Below are 17,495 nucleotides of genomic sequence, written 5' to 3'. Positions count from 1 at the left end.
AAATTTCAACGAGCCTACTCTGTGAACCGGATTGGATTCGAACCAATGACCTGCTGCTTAGAAGGCAGCTGCTCTATCCAGCTGAGCTACCGGTCCGGATAACGTGAATCGGGCGCAAAATAAAGAAAAAAAGGCCAGTAAAAAAAACCTTACTTTGCTCCAAACCGAATGATTGCATGAGCTATAACTATTTGCCGCTCGACAGTAAATGGCTGCATTTTCAACAAGTCAAGAACCTGCTCGATTTCAACCAATTGGTTTCCATCACCTTTGATGCCCACGAAAGGATCATCGCCTGCCGCGAATACCTTGATAAAAAAATGGCCGCCGAAGACGCCCTTTTCTATGGCATCAATACCGGCTTTGGCTTCCTGCAGAATGTAAAGATCGACGCCGGGCAAATAGAACAACTGCAATACAACTTATTGGTCTCACATGCATGCGGGTTGGGCGAAGAAGTGCCGCGTGATATTGTTAAGCTGATGCTGATGCTCAAGATCAAATCGCTCAGTTACGGGCACAGCGGCGTGCAGATCGACACCGTTAAACGGTTGATGGATATGTACAATAACGATGTGCTGCCCGTTATCTATACACAGGGATCGCTTGGCGCTTCGGGAGACCTGGCGCCGCTCAGTCACCTTAGCCTTCCGCTTATCGGCCTCGGCGAAGTGTACCATGAAGGCGTAAAGAAACAAACAGCAGCAGTAATGCAGCTATTGAAATGGGAACCCATCCACCTGCAAAGTAAAGAGGGACTGGCCCTGATCAATGGCACCCAATTCATGAGTGCTTACGGATTGTATTGCTTGAAGAAAGCAGAACACCTGCTGCAAATGGCCGACCTCATAAGCGCCCTTTCTTTCGATGCCTTCGATTGTATCACAGAACCATTCGATGAACACATTCATGCAGTGCGTGCACACAAAGGACAGGTAACAACAGCTGCACAACTGCGCAAATATTTACAGGGCAGCGCCATCAGCCAACGCTCCAAACAACAAGTGCAGGACCCTTATTCTTTCCGTTGCATACCGCAGGTACATGGCGCTTCCAAAGATGCTTTTGATCATGTGTTGAATATATTCCTGCGGGAGATAAATTCCGTTACCGATAACCCCAACATATTCCCCGACGACGACCTCATAGTAAGCGGCGGTAATTTCCACGGACAGCCACTGGCGCTGGCGCTCGATTACCTGGCCATTGCCATGAGTGAGTTGGCCAATATTTCGGAAAGAAGAACTTATCAGCTCATCAGCGGACAACGTGGACTGCCGCTATTCCTGGTAAAAGACCCCGGACTGCATTCCGGTTTCATGATACCACAGTATACTGCTGCGGGTATCGTCAGCGAGAATAAACAATTGTGTACGCCGGCATCGGTAGACAGTATTTCCTCGTCCAATAACCAGGAAGATCATGTGAGCATGGGCGCCAATGCCGCTACCAAATGCCTGCGCGTAGTGCATAACGTTGAAAAAGTATTGGCTATTGAACTGCTGAGTGCCGCACAAGCCCTTGAGTTTAGACGGCCGGCTACCAGTTCGACGCCCGTAGAGGATCTGGTAGCGGGGCTGCGCAAGGAAGTCAGCTTCAACAAGGAAGACCGCGTATTGCACAATGATATGGCCCAAACCATCACATTCCTCAATAACTATCCGTTGCCTGCCTGAGGTTGGGGCGCAAAGCTTAACTTTGTGGCCCTAATAGCAACACGTATATGTCAGAGGAAAGGAACCTGAATTTTATTGAAGAAATTGTAGAAGCAGACCTGAAGAGTGGAAAACACGCATCCATCATGACCCGTTTTCCGCCTGAGCCCAACGGGTATTTGCATATTGGCCACGCCAAAAGCATTTGCCTGAATTTCGGCCTTGCTAAAAAATATGGCGGCAAAACCAACCTGCGCTTCGACGATACCAACCCCGTTACAGAAGAAACAGAATATGTAGAGAGCATCAAGGATGATGTTCGTTGGCTGGGTTTTGAATGGGCCAATGAACGCTATGCATCTGATTATTTTGAGCAATTGTTCGAATTCGCCATCCTGCTCATTACAAAAGGATTGGCTTATGTAGATGATAGTAGCAGTGATGAAATAGCCAGCCAAAAAGGAACACCCACACATCCGGGTGTTGAAAACCAATACCGCAACCGCAGCACGGAAGAGAACCTCAAACTCTTCAACGAAATGCGCGATGGCAAATACAAAGACGGCGAAAAAGTATTGCGCGCCAAAATAGACATGGCCAGTCCCAATATGCACATGCGCGACCCCATTCTCTATCGCATCAAACATGCGCACCATCATCGTACGGGAGACAAGTGGTGCATTTACCCCATGTACGATTTTGCACACGGACAAAGTGATTCCATCGAAAATATCACACACTCCATCTGCACCCTGGAATTCATTCCACACAGGCCCTTGTACGATTGGCTCATTGAACAATTAGGAATATTTCCCTCACATCAATATGAATTTGCCCGTTTGAACATGACTTATACCGTTATGAGCAAACGCAAATTGTTGCAATTGGTGAATGAAGAATATGTGAGTGGGTGGGATGATCCCCGCATGTCTACCATCAGCGGTATGCGCAGAAGAGGGTATACGGCTGATGCCATCCGCGATTTCTGCGAAAGGATAGGAGTGGCTAAACGCGATAACCTGATCGATGTGGGATTGCTGGAATTCTTTGTACGTGAACACCTGAACAAGATAGCATTGAGAAGGATGGTGGTTTTTGATCCGCTGAAAGTGGTGATCACCAATTATACACAGGAGCACGAACTGTTACCCAGTGAGAACAATCCCGAAGATCCGGAAGCTGGGCACCGGGATATTCATTTCGGAAAAGATATCTATATAGAGCGCGAAGATTTCATGGAAGTGCCTCCCAAAAAATATTTCAGGCTGGCGCCCGGACAAATGGTAAGGCTTAAAAATGCTTATATCATCCAGTGTAATGAAGTGATCAAAGATGCGGCAGGTAATATCACCGAACTGCATTGCACCTATATCCCCGAAAGCAAAAGTGGCGCCGATACATCGGGTATGCATGTAAAAGGCACCCTGCACTGGGTAAGCGTTGCGCATGCCATCAAAGCCGAAGTGCGTTTGTACGACCGTTTGTTCAAAGTAGAAGATGTGGGCAATGCCGAAGGAGATTTCAAAGACCATATCAATGCCAATTCATTGCATGTTGTACAAAACGCGTTGGCAGAACCGGCGCTGCAAAACGATCCGCCCGATGCCCGTTACCAGTTCCTGCGCAAAGGATATTATATACTGGATAGAGACAGCACAAAAGATAAGCTCGTCTTCAACAGGACTGTTACCTTGAAAGATACCTGGGCCAAGGAGGTTAAGAAGAATAATTAACGTTGCTAGAAGCCTTTACATATCATTGGAAAGAAAACTTCTCACAACTCACCGCTAACAACGCACAACTATTGTTAGCTGTCAGTGGCGGGGTAGACAGTGTTGTATTGACACACCTCATAGTGCAAAGCGGATTTGATTTCCGGATCGCACATTGTAATTTCCAGTTACGGGGTGAAGAAAGCGAACGCGATGAACAGTTTGTATTGGCATTGGGTAAACGATATGGCAAGGAAGTATTGATCAAACGATTTGATACCGAAGTTTTTGCTGCTGCTCATAAAATGGCCATACAGGAAGCGGCGAGAGAACTGCGTTATGCATGGTTCAATACCATCCGGGAAGATAGCTGGCTGGTAACAGCGCATCATGCCGATGATAATATTGAAACGATGTTGATGCATCTTTTTCGCGGAACAGGTATCAAAGGATTGGCCGGCATACAGCCGATGCAGGCAGAACGCGCACTGATCAGGCCATTGCTTCCTTTTAGGAAACAGGAGTTGGTGGAGTATGCCAAAACAATGCAGCTGGATTTTGTGGAAGACTCATCCAACAGCTCCGACAAATACACCCGTAATTTTTTCCGCAACCAGTTGATACCAACCATCAAAGAAATTTTTCCCCGTGTGGAGGAAAACATATTGCACACCATTGATCACCTGAATGAAGCGCTGGAAGTGTACAACCAATCTGTTGGTGTACAACTCAAAAAACTGAAACTGATCAAAGGGCATGAAGTACACGTGCCAGTATTGAAATGGAAACAGGCAACGCCGTTGCACACGCTCACCTGGGAACTGCTGAAACCTTATGGTTTTACTTCGGCCCAAACAGAAGAAGCCATCAAATTACTGGATGCCTCAAACGGCAGTTATTTACAATCACCTACCCACCGGCTTATCCGCAACCGCAAATGGATGATCATTGCCGAAAATGCCAATGAGCAGGCCGCGCACATCATCATTGAAGAAACAGATAGTGAAGTGAGGTTTGCAGACAAGACTTTGAAAATTCAAAGCTCAAAAATCAAAAGTCAAAATAGCGTCATTTCTGCCACCGCTTCAGAAGCCTTTCTCGATGCCACTAAGATCAGGTTCCCTTTGTTATTGCGAAAATGGAAACAGGGAGATTATTTCTACCCGCTGGGCATGCAGAAAAAGAAAAAACTGAGCCGCTTTTTCATTGATCTGAAATTATCCGCTATAGATAAAGAAAAAGTATGGGTGCTGGAAATGGATAAAAAGATCATTTGGATAATCGGGTACCGGATAGACGATCGGTTTAAAATTACTGACAATACCACCAATGCCTTGCAGTTTGTTGTATTGTAAGTAGTTGATAAGCAATTTAATAGGTGGGTTTATTAATGATATTTGTTGGGGTAATGACCAAGATTTATTACTCGTTGTGAACAATTAGTAATAATTTTACATCATCGGCGGTTGAGTTCATTTCGAACTTCCCAACGACAAAGAATTGAAAGGGGCATCCACAGGAGCCCTTTTCTTATTTTATGATATCAAAGATTCCCCTGCTTTCTACAAGGTTTTTAGGCAAACGGTATAGTTTCTTTTTATAGATCAACATGATCTCCCGGATTAATTTGTTTTTATACACACCGCTTCGCAAGCCATCGATCAATGCCATCCTCTCGATGTCGGAGCAAATGTGAAGTACGATAAAGGGAGCTTGATCAGATCCTTCTTTGATCCTTTTAGCAATTGTCAAGGGGTTTTTACTACTGACAGCTTTTAAATCTACTTTAAGAATGATATGGCTTTTAAGTAAGAATACGTCAAACTTTTTCTCCTGTCGACTAAACATTCCCTTTGGTGCAAAAATTACATCATATCCGACATCTGCAAGGAGTTCTGTAGTTCGCTGCTCATGTAAATGTTCCAGATTACTTGATTCACACAACACGCTTCTTCCGGACTGTTTACTATGATAAATTTCAACAAGATCAGGCCAGGCCTTTAGCTGTTTAATGCGCCCTTCTTTTAGTTTACGATCTACTATATCGTAACAACTTGTTACAAGCGCAACAAAGCCAACAATGTCAATCAGAAACAGTGCTTCTTTCTTTTGCTCGTATCCAATTTTGATGACGCTTTCATCTACCTTATCTCCCTGCTGCTTATCTTTCATCATAACAAAGATAAGCGCTCAAAACGCTTGGAACATTCACATCATTTGTTACTTGCTGAAATAACCACTTACCTGCTGTAAAAAATGCCCAAACGCGTCGAAATCAGACATGGCCCTGGAGAAAACAACCATGAATACAATACCGAAAATGGCACCCCAGAGGTGGGCAGAATGGTTGATATTCCCATGTCCTTTCCTGGCCAGATAAGCCGAAAGGATCAGGTACAGCGGACCGAATACAAAGCCCGGAATATGAAAAGGAAAAGGGAAAATACCCATACCCAAAGTAGGATATAACAGAATGCCCGCAAAGATCACGGCAGACACAGCGCCTGAAGCGCCGAGACTCCTGTAAAGGTAATTGTTCCTGTTCTGCATATAAGTAGGGATCAGGCAAACGATCAGCGCCAGCAGGTACATGAGAGCGTATAACAATTTTCCTTTTTCATCAAACACAGAAACAAAGGCACGCTCTACCATATCGCCAAACAGGTAGAAAGAATACATATTGAATGCGAGGTGCATCAGATCGGCATGAATAAACCCGCTGGTAACAAAACGATACCATTGGTTCCGCTTGTTGATAGCTGTTGGATCGAAAATGAGGTCATTGATCACTCTCTCATTCGAGAAGGCGCTGAAAGAAATTACGCAGGTGAGTGCAAGAATGGCGATGGTTACGGTGATCATAGGAGTAAGGTATGGGTTTTGTCTTTTAGCTGTGATGGTATTTCTCATTTCGTAAAATAGTGCAGGCGCGATACAATTGTTCGGCCAGCATCAAACGGATCAGCATATGTGGAAATACCAATTTCGAAAAACTCCAGCAAAAATTAGCCCGTTGCCTGATGCGTTCATCCACACCGAAAGCCCCGCCGATCAGGAAAACCAATTGCCGGGTACTTTCATTGGCTCTTTGCTGCAGGAAAGCAGCCAGTTCCGGTGAACTCAACTGCCGGCCACGTTCATCCAGTAATACGAGGTAATCGTCTTTCTGCAATTGCAACAATACCAATTCGGCCTCCTCTTTTTTGAGTTCAGGCTCATTCAGGCTGGCGGCATTTTTGGGTGGTGCAATCAACCGCCATTGCACCGGAAAATATTTATTGAGCCGCCTGGTGAAATCTTCAATACCCGCATGTGCATAAGGTTCATGAGCCTTACCAACCGACCATAATTGAAGTTTCATGCCTCTAAAATAATTAATTATTTTATATGAGGCTTGAGCATCAGTACCTGGAGGGCTGAGAGCGGATGCAAGAGGTCAGTCACGGATCTTTTTCTTTCAAGGGAAGTCAACAGGAGATCGGCTTTTACCTGGTCGGCATAGCGGAGGATCATTTCGGTATCATGACTACCCTGTAATATTTTATAATACGGTGTATGGCCATATTCCATGAGCAGTTTATACGTAAGATAAAATGCATCTACATGCTGTTTAGAATGGGTTTCATCTGAGCCCAATATGGTTACAAGGTATATCTGCGCATTGAATTTTTTTGCAAACATGAGCGAAGCATGGACCTGTGTCTCGGGCACAAAACCATGCACCGGAAGGAGAATGGATCTGATAGGATGATTGAGGCAACCTGGTGTGATAACCAAAACAGGAACAGGAAACGAAGCATAAGAAGGCAGCATATTTTCGGTCTCGCCTTTTACCAGTAATACCAGGTCGATATTATGGCGGGTGATCAACTGCCAATAATACGTTTCATCTGGTTGCTCATCGGCAGGCGTCTCCACCAGAACGCGACTACCCGGGTATACCGACCGGATCTTTGCAGCGAGTTTATTGATCATAGCATGATCGGGAACTGCTGTAACCGTTTTTCTCCATTTCAACAGGCTCCACTTGCGTTGCACACAGCCCGTTCCCGACAGGTAAAGTGTTGTATCGGCGAAAGGGTATAATTCAAAAGCCCTTTCAACGGCAATGAGCGCGTGTTCGGGCGTATGGATAGGTATCAATATGTTTTTACAAGGAACCACTGAATAGACTTTAAGCGCCAAACCTATGGTGCTCATATTAGGCGATAATTAGACCGGTGTTAAAATGATATTAGAATAAAAAAACAGACTGATTATTTAATAAGAAGCCGCTCTTGGAAAAGAGCGGCGTTAAACTAAACCCTGAGCAAATAATAACAACGTTAATTCGATTGGAACAGTTTTTTAAAATCAACTGTAATTCAAAACACGCCTTGTACGAGCGCTTTTGCTATCGAGGGCAAGATGCCCAATTTTCATTAATGAGGCATTAATCTAGGATTAGAAAAGCATTAGAAATAAAAGGAGCGCGCGCATCATGCCTGCAAGCGGTGAAAAGCACGTGCAACTGGCAGGTTGATGATGAAGCGAGTGCCTTTGGGCGAGCCTGGTTCAATCGCAATACACCCCTTGTGTAATTGAATGATACGGGAAGCAAGGGATAGTCCCAGCCCGAAACCCTGCGACTGGCTGGTACTTTTAGCCCTGTAAAAAGGTTGAAATACCAGCTGTTTGTCCAACTCGCTGATGCCTGGCCCGTTATCGGATATCAACACTTGTAATTCATCGGAAACAAAATTCAGTACCACGGCCGCAAAATGATCTTCTGAGTATTTACACGCATTCAGGGCAATATTCTTGATGGCGCTGTACAACAAATCGGAATTGCCGAAAACCAGCAGCTTATCTTCATCGTCGGGAAAACTGTTGAAATGAAGTTCTACCGTATAATCCTTATTTGTTTTCCGCAGCTCGGAAGGCAATTTCATGAGCAATTCATCAATCCGTACCAGCGATAACTCCATACCGTCGGTACTCCCCGAGGCTTTGGCAAGCTCCAGCAGGCTGCGGGTAAGTTGGTTGAGTTGCTTCACATCGTCGTACACTGAACTGATCACCGAACGGTATTCTTCGGCACTTCGCTGGTTTTGCAGTGTGATCTCCAATTGGCTTGAAATAGAAGTCAGGGGAGTTGACAATTCATGCGAAGCGTTGGCAATGAATCGCCTTTGTATCTCGAAAGACTCCTGCAAACGGGTAAGCAGGTCGTTGAAAGTAGACGACAATTCATACAGTTCATCCTTCGGTTCGTAAATAGTATCAATGCGCCTCGACAGGTTCTGTGAAGAGATCTCTTTTACCTCGTTGGTGATTTTTTTAATGGGAACCACGAGCCGTGCAGAAAACAGGAGTCCGCATACAATGGTGGCCAATATACCCGTGATAAAACTGAGTGTGAGTATAAATTTCAACTGCGCCAGCTTGGCATAACCATCGAGGTCAAAAGCCGAAGACAGTACCACATAACTTTTATGATTGCGTGTATAAGGTATGGCAACGATGGTGCGGCGATGGTCTGTAAAGACATATTCGCCTTCGGTCCGCACCCTTGCCAGCAATGCGCTGTTGGCTGTTTCTGCATCTACGGTACTGTCTACATGACGATAAATTTCATGATCATGCTCATCATACACGACCACACTTTTTTCCTGTATGGTGAAGAACATGTTCGCATCGATCTTGCTCATCAGGTCTTTATCAATTCCTTCCACTTTTGTCAGGAGACTGATGGTAGTAAGCGCCCTGTTGTGCAATCTTTTCCTGAAATCTTTTTCCCTGTTGAGGTTGGTAAGATAATAAACGGAAGTACACACGATCAGCAGTATGATGGTTACCACCAGTGTAAACAACAGAGTGATGCGGTATTTGATCTTCATCGGCTATAGCTCCTTTAAAATATAACCCATGCCTACCTGCGTATGGATAAGCCGGGTGGAGAAATGTTTGTCGATCTTGTTGCGAAGGTAATTAACGTATACGTCGATCACATTGGTTTTGGTATCGAAATCAATATCCCACACACTTTCTGCGATATCGGCCCTCGATAGTACGCGGTTCCTGTTACGCATGAAATACTCCAATAACTGAAACTCTTTGGCAGTGAGCAGTATCTGCTGCCCTTCGCGTTTCACCTCCTTGGTGTCGAGGTTCATTTCGAGTCCGCCTACTTTTAAAATATTTCCTGTGGGTAACTGCTGGTACATGGTCCTTTTCAGCAGGGCCCTGATACGCACCAGCAGTTCTTTGAACTCAAAAGGTTTGATCACATAATCATCTGCCCCCGCATCAAACCCTTCAATCTTGTCTTCCGTTGAACTCAGGGCGGTGAGCATGATCACCGGCACCTGCTGGTTGTGGTTGCGGATGATCTTGCACAATTCATAACCGTTGAGCCCGGGCAAGTTGATGTCGAGTATTACCAGGTCATAAGAGTGCGAAAGAAATAACTTCCTGCCAATCAGTCCGTCAAACGCCATTTCCACATGGTATCCGTTCTCCGATAGGCCTTTTTTTAGGGCATTGGCTATCTTTTTCTCATCCTCCACGATCAGTAATTTCCGCTCTTCCATAGTCAACAATACGGTTTTTCTATAATTTGTATGGCAACCGCTTAAAATCTAATCTGCTTCTAATATCCCCACAAAACCTAATGCCTATTTTTGCAACCATTTTACCGAGTTGCATTGTCAGGATGAATTTACCGATTTACCAGAACAGATGAACGTTATTTCTATGTCCCTATTCAATGCTATCAGAGCCAAATTAAAGAAGCATTTCGATCGCATCCGCAATGAACGAATCAAAAGGAATTTATTACAGGCCATCCCGTTCTGGGTTGCTTCGTTGCTCACCGGCTTGGTAGCCGTTGCCTATACTAAAATCTTTGCTGTTGCCGAAAAGGGCGCGGCTTATATTTTTCAACTGCCTCACCACCTGCTTTTACTTGTAACGCCGGTATGTTTTCTCATAGCCTGGTGGATGGTAAAAAAATGGGCGCCTTTTGCCAAAGGCAGCGGTATTCCACAGGTAATTGCCGCTATTGAACTGGCAACGCCCAAACACAACGATAAAGTAGACCGCTTGCTGAGCGTGCGTATCATTATAGTGAAGATCGCTTCCAGTTGCATGGTATTGCTCGGAGGAGGTATTACCGGTCGCGAAGGCCCTACCATCCAGATTGCAGGTTCCATATTCAGGAAAGTGAACCTGTTGCTGCCCGAATGGTGGCCTAAGATATCCAAGCGCAATATGATCATGACGGGGGCGGCAGCCGGATTGGCCGCTGCTTTCAATACGCCATTGGGTGGGATTGTGTTTGCTGTGGAAGAGCTCACCAAAACACATATCAGTTTCTTCAAGACCGCTATTTTTTCTGCGGTAATTATAGCAGGACTGGTAGCGCAAGCATTTCTGGGGCCTTATCTCTACCTGGGATATCCCGATGTAAGTCATCTTTCTGTTTCGGTTTTCCTGGGTGTAGCGGTGATTGCTGTGGTAGCCGGGATAGCGGGCAGCCTGATGAGTAAATGCATACTGCTGATCATGCGCATACGCAAACGGTCAACCAATCAATACAGGCAATTGCTTTACCTGCTTTGCTGCGCCCTGGTAATTGCCACCATGGGTTTACTGGCCGGACAGCAAGCGTTAGGCTCGGGTAAAGATCTCATGAACCAGGTATTGTTCACAGATCAAAAACATGTGGTATGGTATATGCCGCTGTTGCGTATTGTGGGTCCTATAATTACATTCACTACAGGTGCAGCCGGAGGCGTTTTCGCGCCCGCGCTGAGTGCCGGGGCCGGTATCGGATCGGTATTGTCGGGCTGGTTACATGCCAGCGCCAACGACTCCAACCTGCTCATACTGGCGGGTATGGTGGCTTTTCTTACAGGTGTTACCCGCTCGCCCTTCACTTCAGCCATATTGGTGCTGGAAATGACCGACAGGCACAATGTGATCTTCCATCTCATGCTTGCAGGCATGGTAGCGGCGCTTGTTTCGGTACTGGTAGATAAACATTCATTTTATGACCATCTCAAGCACCAGCATATACATGATCTAACGCATGAAAAAAAGCCTCCCAAGGTTTTAGCATCTTGATATGAAACTTCGATTTATCTTACAGGGCGTTTTAACTGAAAAACGCCCTGTGATTTTTTCTAAGAACATAAGAATGAAAAAGAAGTTTCTCTACCTGTGCTTTTTTGTACTCACCACGCTGCTCTGTCATAAAGCTTCGGCGCAGCAGATCGATTCTGTGATGGCGTCATACCAGGAGCAATTCCCCAAAGAAAAGATACATATCCATTTCGACCGGTCTATCTACAATAAATCCGAAACGATCTGGTACAAAGTGTATATCCTGTCAGGCGGTGAATTGAGTACACTGAGTAAAAACGTATATGTAGAATGGTACGATACCACGGGCAAGATGCTTTACCAAACAGTTGCCCCCTTGTTCCAGTCTACCGCCAAAGGTAGCTTTGATGTGCCTGCCAATTACACCGGTAATTTCCTGCATGTAAAAGCATATACCCGTTGGATGCTGAACGATGATTCTGCTTTTTTATACGAGAGAGACCTCGCAGTGAATAATCCTGCGCCTGCGCAAAAAAAGATGCCGGCAGCTATGAAAACCAGGCTGGAACTGTTTCCCGAAGGAGGCACCCTGGTGCAGGGATTGAATACGCGGATTGCTTTCAAAGCCACCAACCAGTTTGGTGTACCGGTACGTATCAAAGCGCTGTTACAGAATGATAAAGGCAAAACACTAGATACACTTAAAGTGAAACACGATGGTATGGGATTGTTTTCCCTGCTAAGTCACGCTAATGAATCTTACAGGATCAGTTGGACAGACGAGTATGGCAATAAAGGCGTTGCTCCCATCACGATAGAAAAACAGGAAGGCAGTTTGCTGTCTGTGAGCACTACGAATGACAAAGCATTGGTGAAAGTAGAGCGCACAGCCAATGTGACCGATAATTTCAAGCAGGTACACCTGCTGGTACACATGAACCAGCAACTGTTTTATAAAGTAGCATTGAACATGATGGAAAAAACCTTGCTCAATGCACAAATACCAATTGATGAAATGCCCACAGGCATCCTGCAGTTTTCGTTGTTTACGAGCGACTGGCTACCGATAGCCGAGCGGATCGTTTTTGTGAACAATCACCTGCACGAATTCAATGTTAAATTCAGTACCCCGATAGTAGGACTAGAAAAAAGGGCCCGCAATATCATCGAAGTGCTGGTGAACGACACAGCCTTTACCAATATGTCTGTTGCCGTAACCGACGCTTCGGTGGTGCCTCCGGATAAACACACGATCTTCTCAGATTTTTTATTGAGTGATGATATCAAAGGCAAAGTGTATAATCCTGCGTATTATTTCACCAGTGACGCCGATAGCATTACCTCAAAGCTCGACCTGGTAATGATGACAAACGGATGGCGGCGTTTTGATTGGAACAAGATCAAGACAGCAGAAATGCCTTCTTTAAAATATCCGCGCGAAACGGATTACCTCAAACTGACGGGTAAAGTGTATGGTGTGAAAGGCAGTCTCGCCAGGATACCGCTCCAGTTGAATTTCATTCTCAGGGGAAAAGACAGTAGCACACAGTTGATATTTGTTCCGGTAGAAAAAGATGGAAGCTTTGAACAAAAAGGTTTGTTCTTCTACGATACGGTGAGGGCTTTTTACAGTTTTAACGGAAAAGAAAAACTCAGCGATGTGATGCAGGTGCAGGTAGAGAATGGTTTGCTCAGGCAGTTTCCCAAATCAGTGAAACTGGGCCCCAGCCAGATGCAGAACGATAGCCTCGCTTCGCTGAAATTGCAATATTTTTTTGCAGAACAGGAGAAACTGCGGAAGCTGAAGGCGGCGGCTACCTTGCAGGAGGTGACTGTTAAGGCCAAAGTAAAAGACCCGCTAAAAGTAATGGATGAAAAATATGCCAGCGGCCTGTTCTCGGGAGGCGATGGTTATTCATTCGATCTTACAGACGATAAATCGATCATTGGCGCGATGGATGTGCTGGGGTATTTGCAGGGAAAAGTGGCCGGGTTGATGATCACCGGTTCAGGGCCACAGGCAAGTCTCAGCTGGCGTGGTGGCAGCCCCGATCTTTACCTGAATGAGATGAGGTCTGATATCAGCATGATACAAAGCACACCGGTAACAGACATCGCTTATATCAAAGTATTCCGTCCGCCTTTCTTTGGATCTGCAGGCGGAGGCAGTGGCGGAGCAATCGCCATTTATACAAAGAAAGGAGGAGATAGTCGCCGCTCAGACGCCAACAGTCGCGGTATGGAAAGCACCATACTGGGCGGTTATTCCCGCTTCAAAGAGTTTTATAGTCCCTCTTATGAAAAATCTCCCGATAGTTTTGACCCGGATGTAAGAACCACTTTATACTGGAACCCTTATGTACTGACGAATAAAAAGAGCCCAAGGGTAAAACTGGAGTTCTATAATAACGACATCAGTAAAAAACTACAGGTAGTACTGGAAGGGGTGAATGGAGAGGGGAAGGTGATCAGAATTACCAGGCTACTGGAATAAAGGCGTTATGGAATACGATCTGTTACTGGAACATATTACCCAACACATACAATTAACGCAGGAAGAAACAGCGTATTTCACGGCTTTGCTTACCTATAAAGAAGTGAAACGCAAACAATTCCTGTTGCAGGAGGGTGATGTGAACAGGTATGCCTGTTTTGTAACCGATGGTTGTTTGAGAAGTTATTCCATAGATAAAAACGGGTTTGAGCATGTGCTGCAGTTCGCGCCGCCCGGATGGTGGATCGGTGATATGAAAAGCTTTATTGCGCAGGAGCCGGCCACTTTGTACATAGATGCCATAGATGACAGTACCGTATTGTTGTTGTTAAAATCCGACCTCGATAAATTATACCAACAGGTACCCAAATTCGAACACTTCTTCCGCGTACTGGCCGAAAAATCGCTGGCTACCTATCAACACCGGCTCATTAACAATTTAAGCCTCTCGGCCCGCGAGCGCTACGAAAATTTTTGCCAATTGTATCCTTCTCTCATACAATGCCTCCCTCAAAAACAGATAGCTGCCTACATTGGGGTCACTCCCGAATTCCTGAGCAAAATGCTGAGCCAAACTCCTCCCAAAAAATAATCTAGGTTAAGAATTTTTGTTAAGATAGGTTATTGGAAGTCGCTAGGCTGCCGGAGTATTTTTGTGTTGTAAAAAAAAAGGAGATGATATGAACAAGACAGAGATACTGGTAGTAGATTTCAATGAGTCAAGCCTGCTTCAGGCACTGGATGCAGTGAGCAGCAATGAATCCTGGAACAGCATCGGTGTTTCATCAGATGAAAATGCCATTGAAAAATTTCACCAGTTCCATTTCGATGTACTCTTACTGGCCGATTCAATAGGAGAGCAGGAAGCAAGAAAACTACAAAAGCTTTTCCTGCACCAGCAAGCGTACGGACTTGTTGTAACCTACGAGCCGGCACAATTGCATGAACTGGCCGAACAAGTTACGCTTGCGCTTAACAAACAAAAAGCAGCACACAAGCATTCATTTTCGGTAACCGATGATGCATTTAAACCCAAAGTAAACATTCAATAAATTAAAGGAGCATATCATGAAAAAATCAATCGAAAGAATAATACCCAAGCCAGCCAGACCAGGCATGGTAGGAGATGGGTTCCGGGTGTATAATTTTATCCCGGGAGCCAATATTACACAGCGCAGGATCAGTCCCTTCCTGATGCTCGATTTCAATGCTGCGTATGACTTCGGACCCTCCGCTGTTCCCCGTGGTGTAGATGTGCACCCGCACAAAGGATTTGAAACCGTTACTATTGCTTACCAGGGAAGCGTGGCACACCACGATAGCGCCGGCAATAGCGGCGTGATCAATCCCGGTGATGTGCAATGGATGACAGCCGGTGGCGGTATACTGCACAAAGAATACCACGAAAAAGAATACGCTAAAAAAGGCGGACCCTTTGAAATGGTTCAATTATGGGTGAACCTGCCCAAAAAAGACAAGCTGACGCCCGCCCATTACCAGGCGCTTACAGCCGATATGATGGGGAAAGCGATATTGCCTAATGACGGCGGTGTGGTGAATGTGATCGCTGGTGAATTCAATGGCGTAAAAGGACCTGCTGCTACTTATTCACCTGTGAACCTGTTTGATATCAAACTGAATGCAGGTAAGGAAGTCAGCACCAGTCTGCCCGCTCATTATAATACAGCGATACTTGTTGTGAATGGATCCATTGAAGTAAATGGAGAGAAAGCGCCGGAGCATAGTTTTGTATTATTCAAAAACGAAGGCACCGATATCAATATCAAAGCAGCAGAACAGGCTGTATTGCTGGTAATGAGCGGTGAACCCATCGACGAACCGATTGCCAGTTACGGACCTTTTGTGATGAACACGCAGGAAGAGATATACGATGCGATTCAGGAGTTTCAATCCGGTAAATTTGGTGTATTGGAATAACCTAAACTGTGTTAACCATGAAAAAATCAATTGAACATGTATTAGAGGGAAGGGAAAAGCTGATCACCAGGGAAGAAAAAGTGATACAACCCCTGCCACATAAAGATTTCAGGTTTGCCAATCCATTTATTGTAATACACCATCTTGGTCCGGACACCATTAGTCCGGGCCAGGAATTGCGTATTCACCCACATCCGCACAGGGGCTTTGCACCTGTTACTTTTCAATTGCAGGGAGAAGGATACCATAAAGACAATGCAGGACATGATGAAGTGATCAGGGCAGGTGGAGCGCAATGGATGTTTGCAGGGAAAGGATTGTTGCATAGTGAAGGACCTACCAAAGATTTGCTCGCAAAAGGAGGAACGCAGGAGTTGATCCAGATTTGGGTAAATGTGCCCAAAGCTAAAAAATGGGATCCGCCTTCTTATCAATCGGCGCCGCAGGCATTACAGCCAACTGTGTTGGAACAGGAGGGTGTGTCTTTGCGATTGGTGAGCGGTGAATACGAAGGCAAGACAGGTCCATTGAAAAGTTTCACACCTGTTATATCTATTATTGGAACCATTGCAAAAGGAAAACAGGTACAGTTCACGGCCACGCCGGGTTACTGGACTTTGCTATACATAGCAAAAGGTACGGTGAACATCAACCAGGAAAGTATTGCTGCACATCACCTGGTAGTGTTTCAAAAAGAAAATGACGAAGTGATCGTTACTGCAGAAGAAAATGCACAGGTATTGTTTCTGTCCGCCGAACCCATTGGCGAACCGGTTGCTGCGAAAGATAATTTTGTAATGAACACACAGGAAGAGGTCAACCAGGCAATGGAAGATTACAAGAATGGTGTATTCGGAGAACTGGTTTATTGATCAGCTACATGCTCCGGCCAGATGAGCTCATCGTGAGAATGTGCAATTTCTTTGATCGTAGCCCAGATCAACCATACGCCTACTAAAATGGCGATGATGGGGTCAAAGATATATTTGCCTGTCAACAACACCAGCAAGCCTGCAACCACGGGCGCCAATGAAACATACACATCGCCTACAATGTGTATGTAGGTGAGACGAATAGCAGCGTTTCTGTCTTTAATGGAATACAATATCCTGGCAACACCCCAGTTAGCAATGGCTGCCAGTAGTCCGGCTATCAATGGTATATAGCCAATTGTTGGTACAGGATGAATGATATTATTCACCGATTGCCATATCAGGAAAACACTGATAGAAATGAGCCCGATAGAATTGAGTGCATTGGCCAGGCGCTGGAAATTCCGCGACATGGTAACAGGCAACAGGTAAGCCAGAAAAAGACAAACCAGCGCCAGTTCATCAGAAAAATTATGTACTCCATCCATGATCAAGCTGGTGCTATGCCCTTCGGCACCACCTAGCATTTCGCCAACGAATATAATGGTGTTAAGTCCGGCAGCTAATGCAAGGAGTTTTCTGACTTTGGCCATACGTATTGTAATTGAATCAATGGGAATTTAAATTTACCATTTTTTCAATTCACCTATATTAACCTGACTACAATGAAAAAAGCCTCAACATTTCTATTAAGGTTTTTCTGTGGGAGCACACGGGTTCGAACCGCGGACCCTCTGCC

16 protein-coding genes and 1 tRNA gene are annotated in these 17,495 nt (G+C 45.2%); 9 read left to right on the top strand and 8 right to left on the bottom strand.

Annotated features, from left to right (window positions below; genetic code table 11):
- Nucleotides 1–22: 22 nt before the first annotated feature.
- A tRNA-Arg gene (locus tag BLU98_RS00320) sits at nucleotides 23–96 on the bottom strand.
- An 80-nt stretch (nucleotides 97–176) separates the two neighbouring features.
- Between BLU98_RS00320 and hutH the strand changes: the two genes are divergently transcribed.
- The 3 genes from hutH to tilS are packed head-to-tail and all read left to right on the top strand — an operon-like array spanning nucleotide 177 to nucleotide 4,722.
- The gene (hutH, locus tag BLU98_RS00315; RefSeq protein ID WP_092721265.1) at nucleotides 177–1,676 is read left to right on the top strand and encodes a histidine ammonia-lyase; all 1,500 of its coding nucleotides are present in this window, start codon (nucleotides 177–179) and stop codon (nucleotides 1,674–1,676) included.
- Between the two features lie 47 nt (nucleotides 1,677–1,723).
- The gene (locus tag BLU98_RS00310) at nucleotides 1,724–3,388 is read left to right on the top strand and encodes a glutamine--tRNA ligase/YqeY domain fusion protein (protein ID WP_092721264.1); all 1,665 of its coding nucleotides are present in this window, start codon (nucleotides 1,724–1,726) and stop codon (nucleotides 3,386–3,388) included.
- Between the two features lie 2 nt (nucleotides 3,389–3,390).
- Nucleotides 3,391–4,722, top strand: coding sequence for a tRNA lysidine(34) synthetase TilS (gene tilS / locus BLU98_RS00305; RefSeq protein ID WP_092721263.1), 1,332 nt, complete (start codon nucleotides 3,391–3,393; stop codon nucleotides 4,720–4,722).
- A gap of 175 nt (nucleotides 4,723–4,897) precedes the next feature.
- On the opposite strand, the gene BLU98_RS00300 is transcribed toward tilS, so the two are convergent.
- The 6 genes from BLU98_RS00300 to BLU98_RS00275 form a co-directional block, all read right to left on the bottom strand.
- Nucleotides 4,898–5,542, bottom strand: a complete 645-nt coding sequence (locus BLU98_RS00300) for a hypothetical protein (protein ID WP_092721262.1) — start codon at nucleotides 5,540–5,542, stop codon at nucleotides 4,898–4,900.
- Between the two features lie 45 nt (nucleotides 5,543–5,587).
- Nucleotides 5,588–6,277, bottom strand: a complete 690-nt coding sequence (locus tag BLU98_RS00295) for a rhomboid family intramembrane serine protease (RefSeq protein WP_257574598.1) — start codon at nucleotides 6,275–6,277, stop codon at nucleotides 5,588–5,590.
- Nucleotides 6,255–6,728 (bottom strand): 23S rRNA (pseudouridine(1915)-N(3))-methyltransferase RlmH, encoded by a 474-nt coding sequence (locus tag BLU98_RS00290; protein WP_092721260.1) that lies wholly within the window; start codon nucleotides 6,726–6,728, stop codon nucleotides 6,255–6,257. Before BLU98_RS00290 ends, BLU98_RS00295 begins: the two co-directional genes overlap by 23 nt.
- 17 nt (nucleotides 6,729–6,745) lie before the next feature.
- Complete coding sequence (locus tag BLU98_RS00285) at nucleotides 6,746–7,567, bottom strand: hypothetical protein (RefSeq protein ID WP_092721259.1); 822 nt, start codon at nucleotides 7,565–7,567, stop codon at nucleotides 6,746–6,748.
- A gap of 278 nt (nucleotides 7,568–7,845) precedes the next feature.
- Entirely contained in the window at nucleotides 7,846–9,246 is a 1,401-nt protein-coding gene (locus BLU98_RS00280; RefSeq protein ID WP_092721258.1) for a HAMP domain-containing sensor histidine kinase, read from the bottom strand.
- Between the two features lie 3 nt (nucleotides 9,247–9,249).
- Nucleotides 9,250–9,939 (bottom strand): response regulator transcription factor, encoded by a 690-nt coding sequence (locus tag BLU98_RS00275; protein ID WP_092721257.1) that lies wholly within the window; start codon nucleotides 9,937–9,939, stop codon nucleotides 9,250–9,252.
- A 163-nt stretch (nucleotides 9,940–10,102) separates the two neighbouring features.
- Between BLU98_RS00275 and BLU98_RS00270 the strand changes: the two genes are divergently transcribed.
- The 6 genes from BLU98_RS00270 (at nucleotide 10,103) to BLU98_RS00245 (ending at nucleotide 16,756) form a co-directional block, all read left to right on the top strand.
- Nucleotides 10,103–11,473 (top strand): chloride channel protein, encoded by a 1,371-nt coding sequence (locus BLU98_RS00270; protein ID WP_092721883.1) that lies wholly within the window; start codon nucleotides 10,103–10,105, stop codon nucleotides 11,471–11,473.
- A 73-nt stretch (nucleotides 11,474–11,546) separates the two neighbouring features.
- Nucleotides 11,547–13,946, top strand: coding sequence for a hypothetical protein (locus BLU98_RS00265; RefSeq protein ID WP_092721256.1), 2,400 nt, complete (start codon nucleotides 11,547–11,549; stop codon nucleotides 13,944–13,946).
- Nucleotides 13,947–13,953: 7 nt separating this feature from the next.
- Entirely contained in the window at nucleotides 13,954–14,538 is a 585-nt protein-coding gene (locus tag BLU98_RS00260; RefSeq protein WP_092721255.1) for a Crp/Fnr family transcriptional regulator, read from the top strand.
- Between the two features lie 88 nt (nucleotides 14,539–14,626).
- On the top strand, nucleotides 14,627–14,998 hold the full coding sequence (locus BLU98_RS00255; RefSeq protein ID WP_092721254.1) for a hypothetical protein: 372 nt from the start codon (nucleotides 14,627–14,629) through the stop codon (nucleotides 14,996–14,998).
- Nucleotides 14,999–15,014: 16 nt separating this feature from the next.
- The gene (locus tag BLU98_RS00250; protein ID WP_257574595.1) at nucleotides 15,015–15,884 is read left to right on the top strand and encodes a pirin family protein; all 870 of its coding nucleotides are present in this window, start codon (nucleotides 15,015–15,017) and stop codon (nucleotides 15,882–15,884) included.
- 17 nt (nucleotides 15,885–15,901) lie between these two features.
- The gene (locus tag BLU98_RS00245) at nucleotides 15,902–16,756 is read left to right on the top strand and encodes a pirin family protein (protein WP_092721252.1); all 855 of its coding nucleotides are present in this window, start codon (nucleotides 15,902–15,904) and stop codon (nucleotides 16,754–16,756) included.
- Here the strand turns inward: BLU98_RS00245 and BLU98_RS00240 are convergent.
- On the bottom strand, nucleotides 16,750–17,349 hold the full coding sequence (locus BLU98_RS00240) for a cation efflux transmembrane domain-containing protein (protein WP_092721251.1): 600 nt from the start codon (nucleotides 17,347–17,349) through the stop codon (nucleotides 16,750–16,752). The two genes, BLU98_RS00245 and BLU98_RS00240, sit on opposite strands and share 7 nt — an antisense overlap.
- Nucleotides 17,350–17,495: the final 146 nt, after the last annotated feature.

The sequence above is a fragment of the Hydrobacter penzbergensis genome, from assembly GCF_900106985.1.
Classification (GTDB): domain Bacteria; phylum Bacteroidota; class Bacteroidia; order Chitinophagales; family Chitinophagaceae; genus Sediminibacterium; species Sediminibacterium magnilacihabitans.
Note: the sequence above shows the minus strand (reverse complement) of the source record. Positions and strands in the feature narration are given on the sequence as shown.

Excerpts from the sequence above, each read along its gene's own strand:
- hutH (WP_092721265.1), top strand. The coding sequence starts at position 177 with ATGAGCTATAACTATTTGCCGCTCGACAGTAAATGGCTGCATTTTCAA.
- BLU98_RS00310 (WP_092721264.1), top strand. The coding sequence starts at position 1,724 with ATGTCAGAGGAAAGGAACCTGAATTTTATTGAAGAAATTGTAGAAGCA.
- BLU98_RS00300 (WP_092721262.1), bottom strand. The coding sequence starts at position 5,542 with ATGATGAAAGATAAGCAGCAGGGAGATAAGGTAGATGAAAGCGTCATC.
- BLU98_RS00295 (WP_257574598.1), bottom strand. The coding sequence starts at position 6,277 with ATGAGAAATACCATCACAGCTAAAAGACAAAACCCATACCTTACTCCT.
- BLU98_RS00290 (WP_092721260.1), bottom strand. The coding sequence starts at position 6,728 with ATGAAACTTCAATTATGGTCGGTTGGTAAGGCTCATGAACCTTATGCA.
- BLU98_RS00285 (WP_092721259.1), bottom strand. The coding sequence starts at position 7,567 with ATGAGCACCATAGGTTTGGCGCTTAAAGTCTATTCAGTGGTTCCTTGT.
- BLU98_RS00280 (WP_092721258.1), bottom strand. The coding sequence starts at position 9,246 with ATGAAGATCAAATACCGCATCACTCTGTTGTTTACACTGGTGGTAACC.
- BLU98_RS00275 (WP_092721257.1), bottom strand. The coding sequence starts at position 9,939 with ATGGAAGAGCGGAAATTACTGATCGTGGAGGATGAGAAAAAGATAGCC.
- BLU98_RS00270 (WP_092721883.1), top strand. The coding sequence starts at position 10,103 with ATGTCCCTATTCAATGCTATCAGAGCCAAATTAAAGAAGCATTTCGAT.
- BLU98_RS00265 (WP_092721256.1), top strand. The coding sequence starts at position 11,547 with ATGAAAAAGAAGTTTCTCTACCTGTGCTTTTTTGTACTCACCACGCTG.
- BLU98_RS00260 (WP_092721255.1), top strand. The coding sequence starts at position 13,954 with ATGGAATACGATCTGTTACTGGAACATATTACCCAACACATACAATTA.
- BLU98_RS00255 (WP_092721254.1), top strand. The coding sequence starts at position 14,627 with ATGAACAAGACAGAGATACTGGTAGTAGATTTCAATGAGTCAAGCCTG.
- BLU98_RS00250 (WP_257574595.1), top strand. The coding sequence starts at position 15,015 with ATGAAAAAATCAATCGAAAGAATAATACCCAAGCCAGCCAGACCAGGC.
- BLU98_RS00245 (WP_092721252.1), top strand. The coding sequence starts at position 15,902 with ATGAAAAAATCAATTGAACATGTATTAGAGGGAAGGGAAAAGCTGATC.
- BLU98_RS00240 (WP_092721251.1), bottom strand. The coding sequence starts at position 17,349 with ATGGCCAAAGTCAGAAAACTCCTTGCATTAGCTGCCGGACTTAACACC.